Source organism: Prevotella sp. AM42-24 (genome assembly GCF_003461825.1).
Taxonomy (GTDB): Bacteria; Bacteroidota; Bacteroidia; order Bacteroidales; family Bacteroidaceae; genus Prevotella; species Prevotella hominis.
Window position 1 is genome coordinate 37,589 of record NZ_QTXV01000003.1, and the last position, 22,756, is coordinate 60,344.

Here is a 22,756-nt window from a genome sequence, read left to right on the forward strand (position 1 = left end):
TCTTTGGAACATTTTCTCCATCTGGTTTTCACCAGACGGAGAAATTATTCATGTTAATTCGCTTCTATATGGTTATTGATCTGCCCAGTATTACTTAACAGCAACAACCTCTGCCTCAGCAGGCTCTTCCTTAATCTTACGACCAAGAACGATGTAAGCCATTGGAGAAGCAATGAAGATAGAAGACAAAGTACCGAATACAACACCCAAAATCATAGCGAATGCGAAGCTGCGGATACTGTCACCACCGAGGATGAAGATACAGAGCAACACAATCAAGGTAGAAGTTGAAGTATTGATAGTACGTGCCAATGTCTCATTGATAGAAGCATTGAAAAGCTGCTGGCGATCACCCTTAGGATGAAGCTTCATGTTCTCACGGATACGGTCGAACACAACCACCTTATCATTGATAGAGTAACCAACCACGGTCAGGATAGCACCGATGAAGGTCTGGTCAATCTCCAATGAGAATGGTACAAGACCCCACAAGAGTGAGTAGAAACCGACAACAGTCAAAGCATCAAATGCAAGAGCGATAGTAGAACCTACAGAGAATGCTACGTTGCGGAAACGGAGCAAAATGTAGAGGAAGATTGCTATCAATGCGAAAAGCACACTGTAGATTGCACCCATTGTAATATCCTTAGCTACAGAAGGACCTACCTTTGTACTACTGATGATAGAACCACCCTGACGTACATCTGGATTCTTGAAAGCCTCAACATTCTGCTGAGAAACCAAACCAGCCTTCTTCAATGAGTTATAGAGGATTGTTTCAGCCTCATCATCTACTGTAGGACTGTTGCTCTCAATCATATAGTTGGTAGATACACGGATGGTTCTTCCATCTGTACCGATAGCAATAGCACTTGTGTTGGCCTTGGTTCCATCTGCATTGACAAATGCATCACCAAGAACGGTACGGATCTGCTCTGGTTCTACGGCATTCTCAAACTGAACTACATAGTTGCGACCACCGGTGAAGTCAATACTCTTGCTCAAGCCACGAACTACAAAGCTACCAATAAATACGACAGCTGCTACAATTGCTACAGTAAAGGTAGTCTTGTACATAGACATGAACTTGTACTTCTTGCCCTGCATCAAGTTGTGAGAAACTGGAGTATCAAACTTGCAATGCATCCACTTGTCGTGATTCAACTTATAATCGTAAACCAAACGAGTCAAGAATACAGCAGTAAAGAATGATACAACAATACCGATAATCCAGGTTGTGGCGAAACCACGAACAGGACCGGTACCAGTAACAAGCAGGATAACACCTGTAATCAAAGATGTCAAGTTAGAGTCGAAGATAGCAGAGAAAGCATTACCATAACCGGCAGCCACAGCCTGCTTCATACCCTTACCAGAACGGAGTTCTTCCTTGATACGCTCATAAATAAGCACGTTAGCATCCACGGCCGTACCCAAAGACAAGACCATACCGGCAAGACCCGGCAACGTCAAGGCTGCTTGGAATGACGTCAAGATACCTAATGTGAAGAATACATTGACAAGCAATGCAAGGTTAGCCATCATACCAGGAATGATGTTGTACATCATCACCATGTAAACCATCAAGAGTACGAAAGCCACAGCGAATGAGATGATACCCATCTGGATAGACTGTGCACCGAGAGTAGGACCAACAACCTCTTCCTGAACGATACGGGCAGGAGCTGGCATACGACCAGACTTCAATGTGTTAGCCAAATCCTTCGTATCCTCGATAGTGAAGTTACCAGTAATCTGAGAACTACCGCCGGCAATCTCACCGTTTACACGAGGAGCAGAATAAACTACACCATCCAAAACAATGGCAATAGCCTTACCTACGTTAGCCTTAGTCATCTGAGCCCACTTACGAGCACCCTCGGTATTCATCTTCATGCTTACACATGGAGCACCAGTAGTAGGTTCAAACTCGTCCTTAGCATCAGTAATCACATCACCCTCCAATGGAGCGCGACCTGTACTGGTAGTCACCTTCAAGGCATGGAGTTCATAGATGTTCTTCGCATTCAAATGGTCAGCTGGTTTAGCACTCCAGAGCAACTTCAAGTCTGAAGGCAACACCTGCTTAGCCAAAGCAGAATAGATCAACTTATTGATAGCTGCAGTATCGCGAACACTTGCATAACCCACAGTGCTCAGACCCTGTCCAGGAACCAACTGCAAACGAGCCAGCAATGGATGAGCCTTGATGGCAGCAGCACTCTGCTTTTCAGCATTGATCTTAGACTTAGCCTCATCACCCTTCTTGAGGTTCAACTTAGGAGCAGCCTTAGCAGGTTCTGTCTTTGCAACTTCATTCTTAGCAGAATCAGCAGCAACAGAATCCTTAGCCTCTACCTCATGGTCGCCATTAGCAAGACGAGTGTCAAGCTGCTGGAGATAAGGAGCAATTTCCTCAGAGTTATATGTCTCCCAGAATTCAAGGTTAGCACTACCCTGAAGCATCTTACGCATACGCTCAGGCTGGCTGATACCAGGCATTTCTACCATGATACGGCCCTGCTGACCTTCCAACTTCTGGATGTTAGGCTGTACAACACCAAACTTATCAATACGAGTACGTACAACATTGAAAGAGTTGTCGATAGCATCCTGTACAGAACTGCGGATAGCTTTTTCTACCTCTGCATCGCTGCTCTGAGGAGAAACCTTACCCTGCAACTGCTGGGTAGCAAAAACCTCTGCGAGTTTATGACCTGGTGCGCTCTTGTGATAAGCGTTAATGAAAAGTGACACAAAGTCACCACCGTTAGCTTCCTCTTGAGTTCTGGCTTCCTTCATGGCATTGGTGAAACCAGCGTCTGTCTTGTGGTCAGCGAGGTTTTCAATTACATCAGGTACAGAAATCTCAAGAATTACATTCATACCGCCCTTGAGGTCAAGTCCAAGACCAATCTGAGTTTCCAAGCAATTCTGATAAGAATAAACACCCAAGTACTTCACAGAATCCTTGTAGTCCTGCTGTGCAATAGGGTCTTTGATCTTTGCAGCCTCACTGTCATAGTAGCTTGTTGCTACTGAGAATGACAGATAGAAGATGCTTGCAAGCGTCAATAAGACGGCAACACAAATTACAATTCCTTTGTTTTGCATTTCTATTATTTATTATTAATTATTTATTTTATCTTCATCTAATTTCTTTATTATCAACATAATGACGTGCAAAAATAATCATTTTTTTTCTTTTATAAGAATAATTTGAGGCTTTTTTGCTATTTATCCCGCTTTTTTAGGTAACAAACGATAGGATAATGGTCTGATGACGATATTTTGCGGTCTATTTTGCATTCGTAGGGTTCCCAGTCATCTGAGCACATCATGTTGTCAATCCTTACAAAAAATCCCCCATGATGATAACTGATACCCGGTCCGTTGCCACTTGCTACATAGCAATCTGTAAGTCCTTTGGCAATGGTTCGATGGGAATAAGAAATCGGTCCATCATTGAAATCACCACAGAGAATAATACTCATATCCCGATGCTGACGGATGTAATCTGCGACTGCTTCTGCCTGTGATGCTCGCTTACGGGTGGCCTCTCCCAATTTCACTACCAGCAACTTGGAAGTGATTTCAGCAGTATCAGTCTCCAGTTTTCCTTTGATAAGTTGCTTAAACTGTGCCCGTTCTTCCAAGGTCAACCCCGTCGTTTCCAGATGATTATTAATCAAGAGCACCTTTTCATGGTTGATTTCCAACTGATAAGCCACACTGAGATTTCCCGCTGACTCATATGGGATACGTTCCTTAGAAAGAATCGGATATTTGCTCAATATGCCTACTACATTACCGCCTCCCAAATGCCAGGTTGTATCCCGATAAGCATACATCGGATAGAGAAGAGAGTCCAGCTGATTCTCCACATCCCCATTATGCCCCGCTTCCTGAAGACATACAATGTCTGCATTCTGTTCCTTGATATACTTCACAATAGGATTAATGCCGTCTTCCCCCATTTCTCCCTCTGCAAAAGCCCAGGTATTATATGAAAGGATCTTGATGGAACCCTCCGGAGCCTCTTGAGGAATATTGAAGGGAATATATTCTCGCACAGGTACATAACAGATAATGAACCCCATGAAAGGAATCAGCGCATAACGCACCTTAAATATCAGCCAAAAGATAAGAAACCCTAAGTTGATGAAGAGAAAAACAGGGAAAAGCAAACCAACATTAGACAACATGGCAAATCTTTCCGGATGAAGATGATCTGAAAAACCTATAAGAAACAGGATGATTATGGTAGCAATATTTGCTCCCGCAATCATCCTGACAGAAAACTGCCTCAATTGTTTAAACATAATCTTGCCGCTTATTTCTTTATATCATACATCCATTCAATATCATACATGACACCCAGAAGGACCAGTTTATTTTTTACTCTGGTCAAAAAGAGTCTGCTTCTCATCTTTTGTCAAGCTATCATAGCCACTTTTGCGAATCTTGTCCAGGATTCGATCTATCTCCTCCTGGGTGGCACGCTTGTGGGCATTATAATCCCAATCCTGCTGATGAGACTGATAAGAGTTATTATCAGACTGAGGATTATGATTGCGGGTATAGTTAAAATGCTGACGGTTACGCTTTCCACCTAAAGAATCACGAAGTTTCTCAAAAGCATCACGAGCACTGCTGCCACTATATCCATTAACTTGTTTTCTCCAATAACGAATTATAAAGAATCCAACAACCATACCACCAAGGTGAGCAATATGTGCCACACCATCACCTGTTGTAGCGATGGCAGAAACCAATTCGATAGCAGCATATCCTATTACAAAATACTTAGCCTTGATAGGAATAGGCAATGGGAAAATGAAAATACGTTCCTCTGGAAATATCATACCAAAAGCCAACAAAATACCATAAATAGCACCAGAAGCTCCAACGGTAGTCCAATTATTCAAAACATCAGCACTATTATGTCCTATGGTCCATAATTGGGATATTGTCAAATCCGGAAACTGTTCAGACGCTGTAAAATAAAACTGAATAGTCTGAGCCAACTCCTGAAACAATCCTGCACCTAACCCACAAGCTATGTAATAAAAAAGGAATTTCTTAGGTCCCCACACCCTTTCCACGACACAACCGAACATCCAAAGTGCGAACATATTGAAGATAATATGCTCGAAACCACCATGCATAAACATGTAAGTAATCAGTTGATAGACCTGAAAATCAGATGCCATAAAGAAATGGAGTCCCAAGAGATCATTTAGAACATAACCACCTGAAGCATCCTTTCCCAATATATATGTAATCAGGAAAGCCACGATATTCACTATCAGCAAGTTCTTTGTAACTATAGGTATATTACGCATAATCTAAAACTTTATCTTTTTACGAAATTTGGGGCAAAATTACGAAAAATATCCGTTATAGCGCCATAAAATAAGCATATTACACTTAAATTTCAATAAAATCTACATTTTTCTTCTCTTTTTGTTGTTTTTTTAAAAGGAATAACCTATATTTGTAAGCAAAATTGGATAAGGAACGAAAATATTAATCATTTAATAAAGAAAAATTATGAACAAGACAGAATTGATCGACAAGATTGCAGCTGGTGCTGGTATTAGCAAGGCTGATGCAAAGAAGGCTCTTGACGCTACAACTAACGCTCTCAAAGAGGCTCTCGTTGCTGGTGATAAAATCCAGTTGGTAGGTTTCGGCACATTCAGTGTCAGCGAGCGCCCTGCTCGTGAGGGTATCAACCCTGCCACTAAGGAGAAGATCCAAATTGCAGCTAAGAAGGTAGCTAAATTCAAGGCCGGTGCAGAACTTGCTGATGCTATCAACGAATAATTTGTAAAGATTATTTAAGACAAATAAAGGGCAGCCCATATCGGGCTGCCCTATTTCATTTATATAAGTCTCTCTTTGGAAAGACGAAAGCTTCTTTATTTAGGCTGCTTGCCAATGTATGCCAAAATACCACCATCTACATAGAGGATGTGACCATTTACTGCATTTGAAGCCTCAGAAGCCAAGAATACTGCAGGACCCATCAACTCCTCTGGCTCCAACCAACGACCAGCTGGAGTCTTAGCGCAAATGAAGCTATCGAATGGATGACGGCTACCGTCTGCCTGACGCTCACGAAGAGGTGCTGTCTGTGGAGTAGCAATATAACCAGGGCCCAAGCCGTTACACTGGATATTATACTCACCGAACTCAGAGCAGATGTTACGGGTCAACATCTTCAAACCACCCTTAGCTGCAGCATAAGCAGAAACAGTCTCACGGCCCAACTCACTCATCATAGAGCAGATGTTGATAATCTTACCATGACCCTTCTTGATCATACCTGGGAGAACTGCCTTAGAAACGATAAAAGGAGCATTGAGGTCTATGTCGATAACCTGCTTGAAATCCTCTACAGACATTTCTGTCATAGGAATACGCTTGATGATACCAGCATTGTTAACCAAGATATCGATCACACCGAGTTCCTTCTCAATATCAGCTACCATATTCTTAACCTGCTCTTCATCAGTTACATCACAGATATAACCCTTAGCATCAATACCCTTAGCCTTATAGTCAGCCAAAGCCTGATCCATGTGATGCTGGCTACGGCAGTTGAAAGCGATTTTTGCACCTGCCTTAGCATAAGCCTCAGCAATTGAGAAACCAATGCCGTAAGCGGCACCTGTTACGAGGGCTACCTTACCCTCAAGAGAGAATAACTTAGAAAAATCCATGTTTTTGTTCGATTTATAGTTGTTTATGATTATCTTTCATACGCTGGTCTTCCGAAACACTCCTTCAGACCATCCATATTTTATTATTTTAAGTCAGTAATCTCGTAAAAGTCCTGATCACCATAGTCAAGATTTTCACCTCCCATACCCCAGATAAAGGTATAATTGTGAGTGGCAGCAGCACTATGTATGCTCCATTCTGGTGAAAGAACCGCCTGATTGCCCTTCATCCAGATATGGCGTGTTTCCTGCGGTTCACCCATCAGATGGCACACAGCCTGACTCTCAGGAACCTCAAAATAGAAATAAGCTTCCATACGACGACTGTGAACATGGGCTGGCATCGTATTCCAAACAGAACCAGTAGCAAGTTCTGTCATCCCCATCTGCAACTGGCAAGTAGGCAATACCTGATTAACCAACATCTTATTGATGGTACGCTCATTGCTCATTTCCAGTGATCCCATGTGTACACTGATTGCATCAGCCTTCGTCACCTTCTTGCATGGATAACTCTGATGAGCCGTTGTACTATTGAAATAAAATTTGGCTGGACAGGCTGGGTCTTTGCTTTCAAAGAATACATCACGCTCACCACTACCAATGTAAAGAGCCTCTTTGAACCCCAACTCAAAGACCTCTTCTCCTACCTGAACGACACCTACACCTTCGCCTACATTAAAAATTCCGATTTCACGACGGGTCGTAAAGTATGGAGCTTTCAGAGGATCTATGGCCTCCAACTTCAGTTTTTCCTTGACAGGCATAGCACCACCCACGATCATTCTGTCATACATGGAATACACCATATTGACTTCATCTGCCACAAAAAGAGTCTCGATCAAGAAATCCTTTCTCAATCGGGAGGTATCATACGTCTTTGCATCAACCGGATTGGATGCGTATCTCAATTCATAATTCGTCTTCATTACTTCTTTCGATTTGTTTGTTCTGAGGGCAAAGATACAAAATATTTTTGAATATCACTACTAAATATGTACGAAAGAATATCACTTTTTACTTATTTCTTAATTTATAACCTGTTTTTCACGTCTATTATCCCTAAATAACAGATAAAAGTAAAAATTCTCAGAGAAATCAGGCTCTACGATTTCTATTTTAGATAAATCACAAAAAAATAACCCTCCAAATCCGTGAAGACTTGAAGGGTTATTTATGACTTGTTGTCCCAGGCGGATTCGAACCACCACTGACAGAACCAAAAACTGTAGTGCTACCATTACACCATAGGACAATAAATCGGATGCAAAGGTAGTGGATTTTTTCTCCACTACCAAATATTTTCAATACTTTTAACGATTATTTCACGGTAATCAAGAAGTAATTCTTCTTGCCCTTTTGTACCAAGAGATACTTACCATCAATAAGGTCGTCTGCAGTTACTATCTGATCGAAAGCAGCAAGCTTCTCCTTGTTGAGTGAAACACCACCGCCCTTAACGAGCTTACGCATCTCGCTCTTACTTGGGAAAATCTGCATACCTTCCTGATTGAAAAGGTCAACTGCTGCTCCGCCAAGCAAATTCTTGTCGAGATCATAATGAGGTACATTAGCGAATACATCATTCAAGGTAGCCTCATCAAGCTGTGCAAGATTCTCCTTGGTTGCCTTACCGAAGAGGATGTTGCTGGCAGCAATAGCCATATCCAAGTCTTCCTGAGAGTGAACCATAACAGTAACCTCCTCTGCCAAACGCTTCTGGAGAACACGGCGACCTGGATCCTGCTTATGTTCTTCTACGAGAGCATCAATAGTTTCCTTGTCGAGGTCGGTGAAGATCTTGATATATTTCTCAGCATCGTCATCACTTACGTTCAACCAGAACTGGTAGAAAGCGTAAGGAGTAGTACGATTACGGTCCAACCAGATGTTACCGCTCTCTGTCTTACCAAACTTCTTGCCATCTGCCTTGGTAATCAAAGGACAAGTGAGGCAGAAGCACTCTGCATCATTGCCGAGAGTACGATGAATCAACTCAGTACCTGTAGTCATGTTACCCCACTGGTCGTTACCACCGAGCTGAAGGCGCACACCATACTTCTCATACTGATAAAGGAAATCGTAACCCTGAAGCAACTGATAAGTAAACTCTGTGAAAGACAAGCCGTCACGAGCCTCACCATTCAAACGCTTCTGTACACTATCCTTTGCCATCATATAGTTAACGGTAATGTGCTTACCTACCACACGAGCGAAATCGAGGAAAGTAAAGTCCTTCATCCAGTCGTAGTTGTTTACCAACTCAGCCTTATTTGGCTCATTGCCATCGAAGTCAAGGAACTTAGATACCTGCTTCTTGATAGCCTCCTGGTTATGATAGAGAGTCTCTGCGTCGAGAAGATTACGCTCCTGACTCTTGCCAGAAGGGTCGCCAATCATACCTGTAGCACCGCCAACAAGCAGATAAGGCTTGTGACCACAACGCTGCAAGTGACGCAACATCATGATTCCACAAAGGTGACCGATATGAAGAGAGTCTGCGGTAGGGTCAGTACCAAGATAAGCAGACACCATGTGGGTGTTGAGGTATTCCTCTGTACCTGGCATAATCTGAGCCAGCATACCACGCCATTTCAATTCTTCAACAAAGTTTTTTGCCATCGAATGAGATTGTTATATATTATATAAAATATGTGTAAGGGGCCCGAATCACCTTCGGAAACTTACGGCACGGGGTCATAACCCGAACCACCCCATGGATTGCATCTTAATATTCGCCAGATAGCCAAAGCGAGCCCTTTAAACGGTCCATGCTTCAGAATCGCCTGACGAGCATACTCAGAACAAGTGGGCGTAAAGCGACAAGACGGCGGAGTAAATGGCGTGATACATCTTTGATAAAAGAGTATCGGCATCACCAGCAGGTAAGTTAGCAGCTTTTTCATTGTTCCAAACTATCTACTATCTTTTCCAATGCCGCCTTAACAGCTTTCTCAACCTTCACAGAATCATAGGTTTGTCCAGAAAGCCAAATAAAGGCAATGAGGATTTTAGTATCCGGATGCAAAGCAAGTACATCTGTCAAAATTGCCTTATGAAGACGATAGCTTTCCCGAAGTTGGCGCTTCACCAAGTTGCGCTTTACAGCTCTCTTGAAATAGCGCTTAGACACACTCATCAATACTTCCGCTTGCGCATCATCCTCATCCTTCCTTTTCACGACTTGATACACTACCCTCACCGGCCATTCTTTCTTATGTTGGGAATGACCCAAAAAGAGTTGTTCTATGAGCGTCCTGCTACACAACCTCTCTTGTTTCGGTAATGTAAAAGTCTTCTGTTCTGACATTCCTATCAATTAGGCTATATTAATTACACAGTTCTATAGAAATCTTAGGACCATAGAAATCACTCCGGATTTATTAGAGATCCCTCAGTACTTCTCCCAGAACTTAATTATTCGTTATTTCTCTCGAGATAATCTTTCAAGGCACCTGTCATAGAAGGGAATTTCTTGGAAGGAGCCTCCAGATCGAGTCTGAGATTCTCATCCTCTACAGTTTTGGCTGTAGCAGGACCAAAAGCAGCAACAGCGATATCACCTTGCTTGAAATCAGGGAAATTCTTCTTTAAAGCCTTCACACCAGTTGGGCTGAAGAAAATCATCATATCATAATCGAAGCTCTTGATTTCCTCTTCTGTGAAATCATTGCTTACTGTACGATACATCACACATTCTGTATGCTTCAGGTTTTTCTCGTCGAGAGCATTCTTGATATCATCATTATGAACACAACTCAGTGGCACGAGATACTTCTCTGTCTTGTGTCGTGACATTTGTGCGAGGAGACCATCAATCTTACCTGTTTCACCAAAGAACACCTTTCGTTTACGATACTGCACATATTTCTGGATATAAAGTGCAATCGTCTCAATCACGCAGAAGTACTTCATATCTTCTGGAATAGTAATACGCATCTCCTTGGCCAACTTGAAATAGTTATCCACTGCATGACGAGAGGTGAAAACTACTGCAGTATAGTCGAGCAGATTGATTTTCTGCTGACGAAACTCCTTCGCTGTAAGTCCCTCAACCTTGAAGAATGGGCGGAACACGCATTCTACGCCATAATCCTTCTCTAATTCATAATACGGAGATTTATCACTCGCTGGTTTTGGCTGAGAAACTAAAATCTTCTTTATCATTTTTGTCCTAAAAGTTTATTTTCAAATAATGACTAATCAATACCAATCCGCCTGACAAAGCGAAAAGAGGTACCACTTCGAGGGCACAAAAGTACAAAATTATTTGCAAAAAAGCGCCTTTTCTTCGAAAAAAGATGATGAAACACTTATAAAAAGACAATATTTTGATGATTCCGACTACAATAAGTGTATAAATCACAGCCGCTTGTATGGAAAAACCAAAGTATGTCATCAGCATGATAGCAGGGAAAAGTAGTACACCTTCACACGACACTAAGAAGAGATATGCCTTCATCCATTGTTCGTTTTTTTTCTTATCAAAGAACACCCACCCTGTTATCGAATAGAGCAATGCCTTCAACAGGAAGTAAGCTGCAGCATACCCTGCATAGATGCTAATCACCTGATATTGGTCTATTGTAAATGTATCACTGATAGAAGCCCTGGAATACATAAAATAGCCGATGGCTATCAGTAAGCAAGTCTGTAATCCCAGAAACAACTGGAAGCGCAACTCGTTGGACGTCTCGGTTATCACCGTGGTACCAAATCGTGGTACACGAAAGAAAGTCTTTGCCTGACGAATGATAAGCTGACGAGACTTGGTGAAGGCCACACATGCTATCAGAAAGCAGAACAAGAGCAAAATCGTGACAAAATCATCGGCTGCTACAGTATAAGGCACCGGGTCACCTGCCACACCCAATCTTCCGCCCTTCAATTCTGGATGAAAGAGCGAATCTTTCGAGAAGAAAGACTCACGATAATACTGCGGTAAGCTGACGTCCCTAAAACTCTTGCCTGGCTGATGCCCTGGAAGATGCAAGGTATCGGGCATTTCGCTCCAATGAATCTCACATGGTTTGATATGCGCTCGCACCATGGAATCTTGCTGAGCAGGTGTCGCATTCTTGGGCAACCAACTCAGCACTTGCTTCGGAGTCAATTCTCCTGTATGCTTTAAAGGCTCCTGTGCCACATCTGACTCAGGAGTTTCTATGATTGTTGAATCTGCTTGTTGCGCCATCCTTCTACTATAAATAATAAGTTATCCCTAGAAAGCCAGGCTCTCTAGGGAATAAATTCTATTTTCTTGAGTCTAATCCCATTTTAAAGGGCAAACTCTTTCTTAATTTCCTCTACTTTATCGAGTTTTTCCCAAGTAAACAACTCTACCTGCATAGTCTTGGTATCATGATAACGGCTGGTGAAAGTTTTTTCCACTACCTCATTCTTTCGACCCATGTGACCATACGCAGCAGTCTCCAGATACATTGGCTGACGGAGCTTCAACTGACGCTCGATAGCCTTTGGACGGAGATCAAACATCTGAGAAATCTTCTGGGCAATTTCACCATCATTCATATTCACATGGCTACGTCCATAAGTATTCACATAGATGCTGACAGGCTCAGCCACACCAATAGCATAACTTACCTGCACCAACATTTCATCAGCCACACCTGCAGCTACCATGTTCTTGGCAATATAGCGAGCAGCGTAAGCAGCAGAACGGTCCACCTTACTTGAATCCTTTCCAGAGAAAGCGCCACCGCCATGTGCACCCTTACCACCATAAGTATCCACGATGATCTTACGACCTGTCAGACCGGTATCTCCATGAGGACCACCGATAACAAACTTACCTGTAGGATTGACGAAATACTTGATGTCATCATTGAAAAGAGACAATACCTTGTCGCCCAACTGTGCTTTCACGCGTGGGATGAGAATGTTGATAACATCCTCACGAATCTTTGCCAGCATAGCATCGTCATCATCATTACCCATTGCATCCTTGATAAAATCATCATGCTGAGTAGAAACAACGATTGTATCAATACGCTGAGGAATATTGTCATCAGAGTATTCTACCGTTACCTGACTCTTGGAATCCGGACGGAGATAAGTCATTACCTTACCTTCCTTACGGATAGCAGCGAGTTCCTTCATGATGAGCTGTGCCAAGTCAAGAGAGACTGGCATATAATTATCTGTCTCATTGGTAGCATAGCCGAACATCATACCCTGGTCACCAGCACCCTGGTCTTCATCTTCCTCACGGCTCACACCACGGTTGATATCATCACTCTGCTCATGAATGGCAGTAAGAATACCACAAGAGTCACCATCAAACTGGTATTCTGATTTGGTATAACCGATTTTCTTAATTGTTTTGCGGGCGATAGTCTGCAAATCTACGTATTCATTAGAGCGAACCTCGCCCATGATAACCACCTGACCAGTAGTACAGAAAGATTCGATAGCACAATGAGCATGCTCATCGTAAGCCAGGAACTGGTCTAACAATGCATCGGATATCTGGTCTGCAACTTTATCAGGATGTCCTTCAGAAACTGATTCTGACGTAAACAAATATGCCATATTTATTCCTTTTCTTCTTTAAAAAATTGATATATCATTTATTTGCGGCTGCAAAGTTACGCATTTATTTTCATATTCAGTCACATTAGAATGAAAAATATTCCAGTTTTAAATGTTTATCAGTCAAGATGGTCATCAGAAGCACTTTCCGGCTTCATCTTCTCGCGATACATGATATTTCTCGGATGATGTTCCAAGATTTCCCGCCTCAAGTCGGAAGTTTCCAAATGTGTATAGATTTCTGTCGTTCCCAGATCTTCATGACCCAACAAGGCCTGGATAACACGCAAATCGGCACCACCCTTGAGCAAGGCTGTTGCAAAACTATGCCGAAGGGTATGAGGCGAGATGGTTTTCTTGATTCCTGCATCCTTTGCCGCATTCTTAATCATGATAAGAATCATCGTTCTGGTAAGATGAGCACCCCGTCGATTGAGGAAAACATAATCCTCCTCTCCCTGCTTGATTTTCATCTGATTGCGGTCCATATACCAATAATGCAACTGTTTGATGGCAGTTTCAGAAATCGGAACAAGTCTTTCCTTGCTTCCCTTTCCCAAAACACGGATGAATTTTTCCTCCTCGAAGATGTCGCTTAATTTGAGATTTACCAATTCCGACACTCGTAACCCACAGGAGAACAGGACTTCTATGATTGTCTTGTTACGCTGTCCTTCCCATTTCGTCAGATCAATAGCCTGTTCCAACAGATCCACCTCCTCTACTGTCAGATATTCCGGCAAATGCTGTCCAATCTGCGGGAAAGGAAGCAGCTCCGTAGGATCATTTTTCAAATAATCCTCAATCATCAAGAAACGATAGAAAGAACGCACTCCACTTAAGATACGCGATTGGGAACGAGCACCAACATTCTTATCATGCAAGCCCGCAGAAAACTCCTCTAAATCCTCCAGTTTGACATCCAAGAGGGAAATCTCCTTGGATTTGACAAATTCAAGGAGATAACGCAAGTCGCGCTGGTAAGCTTCCAACGTATTGGGTGAGTAATTACGCTCCAATTTGAGGTATCTCACATAATCCTTAACAATATTCGTACTTGATTTCTTGCTTGTTTCCATTTTTATTATTACCTTTGCAGTTAGAAGTAAAAGAGACAGACTCAATCTTCCATGATGGAAGAACACTCTAACTTCTGCAAAATTACAAAAAAATATTCATAAACGGATAAAATAATAAGGGATTATGAAAATACAAATTATCAATGGTCCAAACTTGAACCTCCTCGGTGTCCGTGAACCGGGCATTTATGGCAGCAACTCCTTCGAAAGTTATTTGCCAAAATTGAAGGAAAAATTTTCTGATGTAGAAATTGAATATTACCAGAGTAATATCGAAGGTGAGCTGATCAACAAGTTGCAGGAAGTGGGTTTTTCATACGATGGTGTAGTCCTCAATGCAGGAGCCTATACCCACACGAGCATTGCCTTGCAAGATTGCATCCGCAGCTTGAAGTGCCCATGCGTAGAGGTTCATATCTCCAATGTCCATAAGCGTGAGGAGTTCCGCCACCACTCTTATATCTCTTGCGCCTGCCTCGGAGTCATCTGTGGCTTCGGTCTGGCATCCTACGACCTTGCCATAGCTGGCATCATTGCAAACAAATAGGAATATGACTGAGACAGAAAGCATCGACAAGTACATCTGCGACCACATGGAGCCAGAAGGCGATTACCTCTACCGTCTTTACCGCGCCACTAATATCCATACGATTCACGGTCGCATGGCAAGCGGTCATATCCAAGGCAGACTGCTCAAAATGCTGGTAGAAATGATTCGTCCCCAAAACATCCTGGAAGTAGGAACCTTCAGCGGTTACAGCGCCATCTGTCTGGCCGAGGGTTTGCAGGAAGGCGGCAAACTCTATACCTTTGAAATCAATGACGAGATGGAAGATTTCACCCGACCATGGATAGAGGGATCCAGTGTAGCCGACAAGATAGATTTCCGCATAGGTGATGCCAACGTGGAAGCACCCAAATTGGAAGTTATGTTCGACATGGCTTTTGTCGATGGCGACAAGCGCACCTACATCGAGACCTATGAGATGGTGATGAGCGTCTTGAATCCCGGCGGTTATATCCTTGCCGACAACACCTTGTGGGATGGGCACGTCATCGATCCTGCCTACGACCGTGATCACCAGACGCAAGGTATCCGTAAGTTTAATGACTTCATCGCTCAAGACCCTCGCGTAGAAGTTGTAATCCTCCCATTAAGAGATGGACTGACTTTAATAAGAAAGAAATAGAAAACAATATTAGAATAGAAAACAATAAAGGCTGCGTATTCTATGACGCAGCCTTTATTGTTTTTATGAAGCATCCCTTTTTTCTATTAAGAACAGGGATTCTCTAACCAATTGAATTATATCTGTTTCTCAATTGTTTAGCTCAATAATCTTTTGCTCAGAGCCCTTACTGGATACCAGACGGCAAGCCAACCGACTGCCAGCACCGTGACAAAGATAATGGCAACATCTGAATAGTGTACACTTACCGGATAAGCATCAACGATGAAAGAGCCAGCAGAATCACCCAGTTTCACAAATCCGAATTCCTGCTGTAAGAGACAGAGCAACAAACCAATACCGATACCGATGATAGCTCCAATGGCAGAAATCATTCTACCTTCGAAAAGGAACACACGGGCTATCTGCTTGTCGCTGGCTCCCAAGTTGCGCAAAGTAAGCACATCATCTTTTTTATCGATGATCAGCATGGACAACGAACCGATGATATTAAAGCAAGCCACTATCAAGATAAACGTAAGAAAGATATAAGCTATCATCTTCTCAATAGACATAATCTTGAAAGTATCTTCCTGCTGTTCAAATCTATCCAGCACCCGGTACTTATCTCCAGCAATCTGCTGCATCTCCTTCTTCACGGCACCTAAATCACTGCCATCTTTCAGTCGGAGTTCGAGCGAAGAAAGCATTCCCTGCTGCCCAAAAAGATTACGGGCAAATGTTACGGAAGTCAGAATGTAACTCTTGTCATAACGGGCTTGCTTGACAGCAAACAATACGCCCGGACTAACCAGAGAATCAACTACAAATCCCTCAGAAGGATTCGACATATCCAACTGTCCCTCCTTCATCGGTGCATAAATCTTCAGAAAACCATCCCATTGCGCACCGATACCAAGGGTCTGCGCCAAGCGGATACCCAAGGTTCCATATTCCAAGTTGGCAGCATGAAGTGAGAATGTGCCATCACCATAGAGGATGTCAGTGATATGCGACTGGTCGCTGAAATTATCATCTACACCCTTGATGGTAACCATAGCCTGACGGTCCTGATAGACAGCCAGCGCCTGATCTTCCACACACTCTGTTGCAACATCTACCTGCGGCAACTGGCGAATTTTGGTCAAGATAGGGTCATCGCAAGGCGCCGTCTTACCTTTTGTAGGAACAAGTTCCAACTGTGGATCAAAGCTGGTAAACAAAGTTGCCACCAAGTCATGGAATCCATTGAACACACTCAGCACGATGACCAGCGCCATCGTAGCCACAGCTACACCAATCGCCGAGATGGCACTGATGATATTGATGGCATGAGTGCTCTTCTTGGAAAAGAGATATCTGCGAGCAATGAAAAATGGAAAATTCATTTGTCTTTTACCTTTTTACTCTTTTACTTTCTTACGTTTTTACTTTTTCAAGAGTTCATCTATGCGCTCCAAATAATCCAGACTATCATCGAGGAAGAAGCGTAATTCTGGAATAATACGCAATTGGTTTCTTACCTTCTTGCCCAAATCATAACGAATGGTTTTCTCATTAGCGGTGATATTCTTCAGGATTTCCTCTCCTTTCTCAGAAGGGAACACACTCAGATAAGCAGTACAGATACTGAGGTCTGGACTGATTTTAACCTTGGTCACACTCACCATGATACCATGCATCATACGAGTTTGTGACTGGAAAATAAGACTCAACTCCTTCTGGAGAAGTCTGGATATACGGTTTTGTCTTGTTTCTTGCATAATCTTTTCAATTAGAATGATTAACTAAATCAGAATGAAAAACTAAAAATTAAACATTACTCAGTTTAACACTATTCAAGGTCCACATGCTTCACCTCCACACTTTCATGTAGGAAGATCTGAGCAGACTCCTTGAATTTTTCCTCACTTTCAGTAGTCAGATACTGGCAGGTACCTTTCTTGGTAATCATATTCTCCATGTCCTGATGCCGCTTCAAGTAATTTTTCAGACTCTCAGCTACATACATTCCTTGTGGCACAACCCGCACACCATCGGGAAGGTTTTTCACAATGCTGTTCATCAGCAATGGATAATGTGTACATCCCAAGATAATCGTATCTATGTCAGCATCTTTACGCATCAGTTGGTCAATGCGCTTCTTGACGAAATAATCAGCACCCGGACTATCAGCCTCATTGGCTTCTACGATAGCCGCCCATAGCGGACAAGCAACACCGCTAACCTTGACTTCAGGCCAGAATTTGGCAATTTCCAAGTCATAGCTTTGACTTTTGATAGTACCTTCCGTAGCCAACAGACCGACATGGTTACTCTTGGTGATATTGCCTATAACCTCAGCAGTAGGACGGATAATACCCAGCACACGGCGGCTTGGATCCAACTCAGGGATATCTCTTTGCTGGATAGAGCGAAGCGCCTTGGCTGAAGCCGTATTACAACCCAGAATCACCAGGTGGCAACCCATGGAAAACAGTTTGAGTACTGCCTGGCGCGTAAACTTATACACCACCTCGAAAGAGCGGGAACCATACGGCGCACGTGCATTATCACCCAAGTACATATAGTCGTACTGAGGAAGAAGCTGACGAAGTCCATGCAGGATAGTCAACCCACCATATCCGGAATCAAATATTCCGATAGGGCCAGGATTAGAAGGTAACATCATTTCAAATTCTCCTTGATTAGTTCGGTAATATCCTCTCCCATCGCAGCATCAACGTATGGAAGTGAATCGTGGTCTGAATTCAGGATAAAAGCATATCCTTTCGCCTTGCCTATCTTCTGCAAAGCCTCTCTGATTTGTTTTTTCAGAGGAGCATAAGCATCTTCCTCAGCCTGTTTCAGCAGACGTTCCGACTCAGCTTTGAAAGCCATATTCTTAGCCATCAGTTCACGAAGTTCCGCCTGTCGTTTTTCCAGGATGGAAGGAGCGAAATTACGCTGACCATCCAGAAACTCCTCATACTTGCTGTTAAACTCGTCCTCCGAGCGCTTGGTTTCGGCATCATACTTCAAGCGAAGATCGTCCATATGATGCTTGGCTATCGCATAACCAGGCATTGTACGAAAGACTTCTTCGAAGCTGAAATAGCCGAAACGGATTGCAGACGGAGCCTCTGCACCCGCAGTAGGAGCAGCAGTAGCCTCACTCGCTTTAGGAGCAGAAGTAGCCATCTGCTGGGCAGATGCCAGCACAGGCATCATTGCCAGAACCAAATAAAGGAATGTCCTTTTCATCATGAAGTGTTGGATTAGAATAGGCATATTCATACCTATTATATATAAATACTGAAAAGAGAAACAAGGGCAAGCACTTGTGCCTGCCCCCACTATCTTAGTTGGAAATAACCGAAATTACTTGATCTTAGCCTGTACTTCCTTAGTTACATCAACTACATTGGTACCTGTGTAAACAGCAGCACCTTCCTCGAAGATGTAAGTGTAGTTGCCAGCCTTACCAACAGCCTCGATAGCAGCACGCACCTTAGCCACGATAGGCTGCATCAGCTCGCTGCTCTTCTTCTGCAATTCCTGCTGACCGTCCTGATAAGCCTGCTGAATCTTCTGCTGAAGACCCTGCAACTCAGTTTCCTTCTGCTGCTTAGCAGTAGCGTTCATTGTGCTCTGACCCTTCTGATACTCGTCAGCCTTGCGCTGGAACTCATCCTGCATAGACTTCAAATCGTTCTCCTTCTGCTTCTGGAGTGCCTCAAGCTCACCATTAGCTTTAGCAACATCAGGCAAAGCCTGCATGATAGTCTGGGTATTTACCTTACCAAACTTCTGTGCCATCATTGTCATTGGTGCACAAAGCATCAACATTAAAATAAGCTTTTTCATTGTTTTTATTCTTTTAATTATAAATTTTCAAATAGGTTTTCAGATGGACATATTGTCCACAGTCAACTCACTTTTATAACTCTCGCTGCAAATATACAACTAATTATTGGAATAACCTAATTTTTGAAGCACTTCGTTGCTAATATCGATTTTTGGAGAACCAAATATGATACCAGCATTGCTGGCTCTGTCGAGCACCAGCGAATAGCCACGCAAATCAGCGATTTCCTTCACTGCATTGTAGATTTCCTCCTGTATAGGAGTCATCAGCGCTTCACGCTTCTTGTAGAGTTCCCCTTCAGGTCCGAAGTATTTCTTCTTCAGATCACTAGCTTCCTTCTCCTTCTGCATGATGGCATCCTGCTTGGCTTTTTTCTGTTCCTGTGACAAGAAAACCACCTCGTTCTGATAGTTCTTGTACATAGTACTTGCCTCCAGATTGAGCGCCTCTACCTCAGCTTGCCATTTCTTGCTCACCTGATTCAACTGTTCGTTGGCACGCTCGTAAGCAGGCACATTCTTCAGGATATATTCCATATCAACCAGCGCATATTTCTGCGCATGGGCTGTGATGGCTGCTACAGCCATCATCAGCATCAATATCATCTTCTTCATAAGAATTCCTCCAATTATATCAATTCTTATTTGTCATTTCTCATTTCTCATTTCTCATTTGTCATTTCTCATTTGTCATTTGTCTTAGAACTCCTGACCGAGGATAAAGTGGAACTGGCTTCCACCCTTCTTATACTGGCTTCCGTTCCAAACCTTGTCGAAACCATAAGCCCAGTCGATACCCATCAAGCCTACCATTGGCAAGAAGATACGTACACCGACACCGGCACTACGCTTCATGCTGAATGGATTGAACTTCTTGGTGTCAGACCATGCATTACCAGCCTCTACGAAGGTCAAACCATAAATAGTGGTATTACCCAAAAGGAACGGATAGCGGAGTTCCAATGAGAAACGGTCGTATGCATAAGCATAGTAACCGGTTGTAGGACTGTAAGATACAGAACCATTCTCATAACCGCGGAGTCCGATTGTTTCCTCACCATAATATGATGAGTATCCACTCATACCGTCACCACCCACATAGTAGGTCTCGAACGGACTCTTCTTATACTTGTTATAAGAACCGAGCAAACCGAGTTCTACACGGGTCATCAATACGAAGCACTTCTGACCCTCTGTGAGTGCAGTATAAGTCTTTGCCTTGAACTTCCACTTATGGTATTCAATCCATCTGTACTTCTCCTGCTGCTCTGCAGAATAGGTTGGCGACTTAGAATCGTTGGCAAGATTCTTGTAGTCCTTGTTGTCGAACACACTCCATGGTGGAGTAAGGTTGACACTTGCCTCTACCTCAGAACCAGTACGTGGGAAGAGCTGATTATCTGTTGATGTACGGTTCAGCGAAATTGTCAAGTTCAAGTTGTTCGCATTACCGTTAGTCATCAGCATATAGCTCCAGTTCTTCATCATGTAGCGCTGGTAAGCCAACTGTACAGACAAGGTGAAGTAATCATCCGGCCAACGGAGGCGCTTACCCCAACCGAGGCTCACACCCACCATCTGGATGTACTTGTCTGGATCGTAATAATTCTCGTAGTTATTATAGTAACCCGTACCATAGCCATATAAGTAACTCTGATAGTTGTACATGGCTGCACTGTTATAATAGTTGCTTGACACGTCAGTACTCTTACTATAGTATGCACCTACACTGAACTGAACAGGTCGCTTGCCACCAAACCAGTTGGTAGAGTAGCTTACATTGTAGCTCTGATAGTAGTTACCATTGGTCTGTGCACCGATACTGAGCACCTCACCATCACCGATAGGCATGATACCACGATGCTCCTTGTTCTTGTTGAAGAGGTTGGCCATAGAGAAGTTGTTGAGCTTCAAGCCCACACGTCCGATGACACCAGTCTGTCCCCAACCGAGTGAGAACTCAATCTGGTCATTACTCTTCTGCTCCAAGTTCCAGTTGATATCCACAGTACCATCCTCATAGTTTGGCTTGATATCCGGGTTCACCTTTTCAGCATCAAAGTGTCCCATAGAAGCCAACTCACGTGCAGAACGCATGATAGCATCCTTAGAGAAGAGATCGCCTGGCTTCGTACGGAGTTCGCGGCGTACTACATTCTCATAGAGTCGGGTATTACCATTGATGCGTACATGGCTCAGATAAGCCTGAGGGCCCTCAGTGACGCGCATTTCGAGGTCGATAGAGTCGCCATCGATATTGATTTCGGCAGGATTGATGTTAGAGAACACATAACCATTATTATAATAGAGGTTTCCCACCGCATCATCATCCTCATTCAAGCGCTTGTGCAAGAGTTTCTGATTATATACATCACCCTTCTTCATGGTGAGCAGAGCATTCAGACGGTCTGTATCATAGACAGTATTACCCACCCACGTGATATTACGGATGAAATATTGCTTACCCTCATCTACCTTCACATATACATTGACATGCTTCTCATCGTAGTTGCTGACGCTATCTTCCAGAATCTGGGCATCACGATAACCATACTCGTAGTATTTATCTATTAGCTTAGCCTTATCCTCTTTCCAGCGTTCAGGTGTAAACTTCTTAGATTTGAAGAAAGTAGCAAATTTTCCTGCCTCATGAGTCTTGGCGAATGCACCTTTGGAGAATAAGCCACCCTTAATCTTGCGGTCAGAAAGTTTCTCATTGCCATCGATGGTAATCTGATGAACCTTGATTTTCTCCTTTTTATCTACGATTACATCCAGGATAACCTGTCCCTTGTTGGCTACATCATCACGCTGGTTGATCTGGATATCCGCATTCTTGAAACCTTTGTCATCAAAGTATTTCTTGGCAAGAATCTTGGCACGGTCGAGCATGTTTGGAGTCACCTGTGTACCCTTTACCATACCCAATTTCTGCTCCATATCCTCTCGCTCGCTCTTTTTCAGGCCGATATAGTTGATGTTAGAGATACGAGGGCGAACGGCCAGATAGATGTGGAGATAAAGTTTTTCGCCCACAATAGAGTCGGCAGCAATCGCCACTTTTGAAAACAGTCCATGCTTCCAATATCGCTTGACGGCATTGGTCACATCATCTCCCGGCACATCGATTCTATCACCGACCGACAGGCCAGAGATGCCAGTAAGCACATAATCCTCATATCCTTCCACTCCTGATACGTTGATGCCTCCAATGACCAGATTACGGGGATTTCCTGCATACGAGATGTCAGGATTCACAATCTTGTCTTGTGCCGTCACCTGCAAACAAGCCATTACACCGAACAGCAGGATGAAAACCTTTCTTATCTTATTCATTTACTTATTATGTATATTTTCAAATGTATTCTTTCCTAATATGCCT

The 22,756-nt window shown here is 43.1% G+C and carries 22 protein-coding genes and 1 tRNA gene; 3 read left to right on the forward strand and 20 right to left on the reverse strand.

Features of this window, described 5'->3' with window-relative positions:
- Window positions 1-90: 90 nt before the first annotated feature.
- From secDF to DW917_RS01825, 3 genes are all read right to left on the reverse strand, one after another.
- Complete coding sequence (gene secDF, locus DW917_RS01815; protein WP_118115936.1) at window positions 91-3,114, reverse strand: protein translocase subunit SecDF; 3,024 nt, start codon at window positions 3,112-3,114, stop codon at window positions 91-93.
- A 119-nt stretch (window positions 3,115-3,233) separates the two neighbouring features.
- A complete protein-coding gene (locus tag DW917_RS01820) occupies window positions 3,234-4,322 on the reverse strand; it encodes an endonuclease/exonuclease/phosphatase family protein (protein ID WP_118115938.1) in 1,089 nt (362 codons plus the stop codon).
- Between the two features lie 69 nt (window positions 4,323-4,391).
- Window positions 4,392-5,345, reverse strand: coding sequence for a rhomboid family intramembrane serine protease (locus tag DW917_RS01825; RefSeq protein ID WP_118115940.1), 954 nt, complete (start codon window positions 5,343-5,345; stop codon window positions 4,392-4,394).
- Between the two features lie 208 nt (window positions 5,346-5,553).
- Between DW917_RS01825 and DW917_RS01830 the strand changes: the two genes are divergently transcribed.
- Window positions 5,554-5,829 (forward strand): HU family DNA-binding protein, encoded by a 276-nt coding sequence (locus DW917_RS01830; RefSeq protein ID WP_022110103.1) that lies wholly within the window; start codon window positions 5,554-5,556, stop codon window positions 5,827-5,829.
- Window positions 5,830-5,924: 95 nt separating this feature from the next.
- Here DW917_RS01830 and DW917_RS01835 read toward each other — a convergent pair whose 3' ends face one another.
- From DW917_RS01835 to xerD, 10 genes are all read right to left on the reverse strand, one after another.
- Window positions 5,925-6,728 carry a gluconate 5-dehydrogenase gene (locus DW917_RS01835; RefSeq protein WP_118115942.1) on the reverse strand — a complete coding sequence of 268 codons (804 nt, stop codon included), beginning with the start codon at window positions 6,726-6,728 and terminating at the stop codon, window positions 5,925-5,927.
- Window positions 6,729-6,811: 83 nt separating this feature from the next.
- Window positions 6,812-7,657, reverse strand: coding sequence for a 5-dehydro-4-deoxy-D-glucuronate isomerase (kduI, locus tag DW917_RS01840; RefSeq protein ID WP_118115944.1), 846 nt, complete (start codon window positions 7,655-7,657; stop codon window positions 6,812-6,814).
- A 255-nt stretch (window positions 7,658-7,912) separates the two neighbouring features.
- Window positions 7,913-7,983 (reverse strand) — tRNA-Gln (locus DW917_RS01845).
- A 65-nt stretch (window positions 7,984-8,048) separates the two neighbouring features.
- Complete coding sequence (gene tyrS / locus DW917_RS01850; protein ID WP_118115946.1) at window positions 8,049-9,350, reverse strand: tyrosine--tRNA ligase; 1,302 nt, start codon at window positions 9,348-9,350, stop codon at window positions 8,049-8,051.
- Window positions 9,351-9,412: 62 nt separating this feature from the next.
- The gene (gene yidD / locus DW917_RS01855) at window positions 9,413-9,634 is read right to left on the reverse strand and encodes a membrane protein insertion efficiency factor YidD (RefSeq protein WP_118115948.1); all 222 of its coding nucleotides are present in this window, start codon (window positions 9,632-9,634) and stop codon (window positions 9,413-9,415) included.
- Window positions 9,631-10,038, reverse strand: coding sequence for a ribonuclease P protein component (locus DW917_RS01860; RefSeq protein WP_022110591.1), 408 nt, complete (start codon window positions 10,036-10,038; stop codon window positions 9,631-9,633). Before DW917_RS01860 ends, yidD begins: the two co-directional genes overlap by 4 nt.
- Window positions 10,039-10,145: 107 nt before the next feature.
- Window positions 10,146-10,895 (reverse strand): uroporphyrinogen-III synthase, encoded by a 750-nt coding sequence (locus DW917_RS01865; protein WP_022110592.1) that lies wholly within the window; start codon window positions 10,893-10,895, stop codon window positions 10,146-10,148.
- A 7-nt stretch (window positions 10,896-10,902) separates the two neighbouring features.
- Complete coding sequence (locus DW917_RS01870; protein ID WP_118115950.1) at window positions 10,903-11,922, reverse strand: DUF4271 domain-containing protein; 1,020 nt, start codon at window positions 11,920-11,922, stop codon at window positions 10,903-10,905.
- A gap of 83 nt (window positions 11,923-12,005) precedes the next feature.
- Window positions 12,006-13,280, reverse strand: a complete 1,275-nt coding sequence (metK, locus tag DW917_RS01875) for a methionine adenosyltransferase (protein WP_118115952.1) — start codon at window positions 13,278-13,280, stop codon at window positions 12,006-12,008.
- A gap of 119 nt (window positions 13,281-13,399) precedes the next feature.
- Window positions 13,400-14,359 (reverse strand): site-specific tyrosine recombinase XerD, encoded by a 960-nt coding sequence (gene xerD, locus DW917_RS01880; protein ID WP_118115954.1) that lies wholly within the window; start codon window positions 14,357-14,359, stop codon window positions 13,400-13,402.
- A gap of 124 nt (window positions 14,360-14,483) precedes the next feature.
- Between xerD and aroQ the strand changes: the two genes are divergently transcribed.
- Together aroQ and DW917_RS01890 are read left to right on the forward strand one after the other, a co-directional pair.
- The gene (gene aroQ / locus DW917_RS01885; RefSeq protein WP_118115956.1) at window positions 14,484-14,906 is read left to right on the forward strand and encodes a type II 3-dehydroquinate dehydratase; all 423 of its coding nucleotides are present in this window, start codon (window positions 14,484-14,486) and stop codon (window positions 14,904-14,906) included.
- A 4-nt stretch (window positions 14,907-14,910) separates the two neighbouring features.
- The gene (locus DW917_RS01890) at window positions 14,911-15,549 is read left to right on the forward strand and encodes an O-methyltransferase (RefSeq protein ID WP_118115958.1); all 639 of its coding nucleotides are present in this window, start codon (window positions 14,911-14,913) and stop codon (window positions 15,547-15,549) included.
- Between the two features lie 137 nt (window positions 15,550-15,686).
- On the opposite strand, the gene DW917_RS01895 is transcribed toward DW917_RS01890, so the two are convergent.
- The 7 genes from DW917_RS01895 to DW917_RS01925 form a co-directional block, all read right to left on the reverse strand.
- Window positions 15,687-16,916 (reverse strand): FtsX-like permease family protein, encoded by a 1,230-nt coding sequence (locus DW917_RS01895; protein WP_118115960.1) that lies wholly within the window; start codon window positions 16,914-16,916, stop codon window positions 15,687-15,689.
- 39 nt (window positions 16,917-16,955) lie between these two features.
- The gene (gene rbfA / locus DW917_RS01900; RefSeq protein ID WP_022110599.1) at window positions 16,956-17,291 is read right to left on the reverse strand and encodes a 30S ribosome-binding factor RbfA; all 336 of its coding nucleotides are present in this window, start codon (window positions 17,289-17,291) and stop codon (window positions 16,956-16,958) included.
- Window positions 17,292-17,362: 71 nt separating this feature from the next.
- Window positions 17,363-18,199: a glutamate racemase gene (gene murI / locus DW917_RS01905; protein ID WP_022110600.1), complete on the reverse strand. Its 837-nt coding sequence runs from the start codon at window positions 18,197-18,199 to the stop codon at window positions 17,363-17,365.
- Window positions 18,196-18,771, reverse strand: a complete 576-nt coding sequence (locus DW917_RS01910; protein ID WP_118116081.1) for an OmpH family outer membrane protein — start codon at window positions 18,769-18,771, stop codon at window positions 18,196-18,198. Before DW917_RS01910 ends, murI begins: the two co-directional genes overlap by 4 nt.
- A gap of 117 nt (window positions 18,772-18,888) precedes the next feature.
- Window positions 18,889-19,374: an OmpH family outer membrane protein gene (locus DW917_RS01915; RefSeq protein WP_118115962.1), complete on the reverse strand. Its 486-nt coding sequence runs from the start codon at window positions 19,372-19,374 to the stop codon at window positions 18,889-18,891.
- Between the two features lie 99 nt (window positions 19,375-19,473).
- On the reverse strand, window positions 19,474-19,989 hold the full coding sequence (locus DW917_RS01920) for an OmpH family outer membrane protein (protein ID WP_118115964.1): 516 nt from the start codon (window positions 19,987-19,989) through the stop codon (window positions 19,474-19,476).
- Window positions 19,990-20,073: 84 nt separating this feature from the next.
- Window positions 20,074-22,710, reverse strand: coding sequence for an outer membrane protein assembly factor (locus DW917_RS01925; protein WP_118115966.1), 2,637 nt, complete (start codon window positions 22,708-22,710; stop codon window positions 20,074-20,076).
- Window positions 22,711-22,756: the final 46 nt, after the last annotated feature.

Coding starts and splice junctions, on each gene's coding strand:
- secDF (WP_118115936.1), bottom strand. CDS start 3,114: ATGCAAAACAAAGGAATTGTAATTTGTGTTGCCGTCTTATTGACGCTT.
- DW917_RS01820 (WP_118115938.1), bottom strand. CDS start 4,322: ATGTTTAAACAATTGAGGCAGTTTTCTGTCAGGATGATTGCGGGAGCA.
- DW917_RS01825 (WP_118115940.1), bottom strand. CDS start 5,345: ATGCGTAATATACCTATAGTTACAAAGAACTTGCTGATAGTGAATATC.
- DW917_RS01830 (WP_022110103.1), top strand. CDS start 5,554: ATGAACAAGACAGAATTGATCGACAAGATTGCAGCTGGTGCTGGTATT.
- DW917_RS01835 (WP_118115942.1), bottom strand. CDS start 6,728: ATGGATTTTTCTAAGTTATTCTCTCTTGAGGGTAAGGTAGCCCTCGTA.
- kduI (WP_118115944.1), bottom strand. CDS start 7,657: ATGAAGACGAATTATGAATTGAGATACGCATCCAATCCGGTTGATGCA.
- tyrS (WP_118115946.1), bottom strand. CDS start 9,350: ATGGCAAAAAACTTTGTTGAAGAATTGAAATGGCGTGGTATGCTGGCT.
- yidD (WP_118115948.1), bottom strand. CDS start 9,634: ATGAAAAAGCTGCTAACTTACCTGCTGGTGATGCCGATACTCTTTTAT.
- DW917_RS01860 (WP_022110591.1), bottom strand. CDS start 10,038: ATGTCAGAACAGAAGACTTTTACATTACCGAAACAAGAGAGGTTGTGT.
- DW917_RS01865 (WP_022110592.1), bottom strand. CDS start 10,895: ATGATAAAGAAGATTTTAGTTTCTCAGCCAAAACCAGCGAGTGATAAA.
- DW917_RS01870 (WP_118115950.1), bottom strand. CDS start 11,922: ATGGCGCAACAAGCAGATTCAACAATCATAGAAACTCCTGAGTCAGAT.
- metK (WP_118115952.1), bottom strand. CDS start 13,280: ATGGCATATTTGTTTACGTCAGAATCAGTTTCTGAAGGACATCCTGAT.
- xerD (WP_118115954.1), bottom strand. CDS start 14,359: ATGGAAACAAGCAAGAAATCAAGTACGAATATTGTTAAGGATTATGTG.
- aroQ (WP_118115956.1), top strand. CDS start 14,484: ATGAAAATACAAATTATCAATGGTCCAAACTTGAACCTCCTCGGTGTC.
- DW917_RS01890 (WP_118115958.1), top strand. CDS start 14,911: ATGACTGAGACAGAAAGCATCGACAAGTACATCTGCGACCACATGGAG.
- DW917_RS01895 (WP_118115960.1), bottom strand. CDS start 16,916: ATGAATTTTCCATTTTTCATTGCTCGCAGATATCTCTTTTCCAAGAAG.
- rbfA (WP_022110599.1), bottom strand. CDS start 17,291: ATGCAAGAAACAAGACAAAACCGTATATCCAGACTTCTCCAGAAGGAG.
- murI (WP_022110600.1), bottom strand. CDS start 18,199: ATGATGTTACCTTCTAATCCTGGCCCTATCGGAATATTTGATTCCGGA.
- DW917_RS01910 (WP_118116081.1), bottom strand. CDS start 18,771: ATGAAAAGGACATTCCTTTATTTGGTTCTGGCAATGATGCCTGTGCTG.
- DW917_RS01915 (WP_118115962.1), bottom strand. CDS start 19,374: ATGAAAAAGCTTATTTTAATGTTGATGCTTTGTGCACCAATGACAATG.
- DW917_RS01920 (WP_118115964.1), bottom strand. CDS start 19,989: ATGAAGAAGATGATATTGATGCTGATGATGGCTGTAGCAGCCATCACA.
- DW917_RS01925 (WP_118115966.1), bottom strand. CDS start 22,710: ATGAATAAGATAAGAAAGGTTTTCATCCTGCTGTTCGGTGTAATGGCT.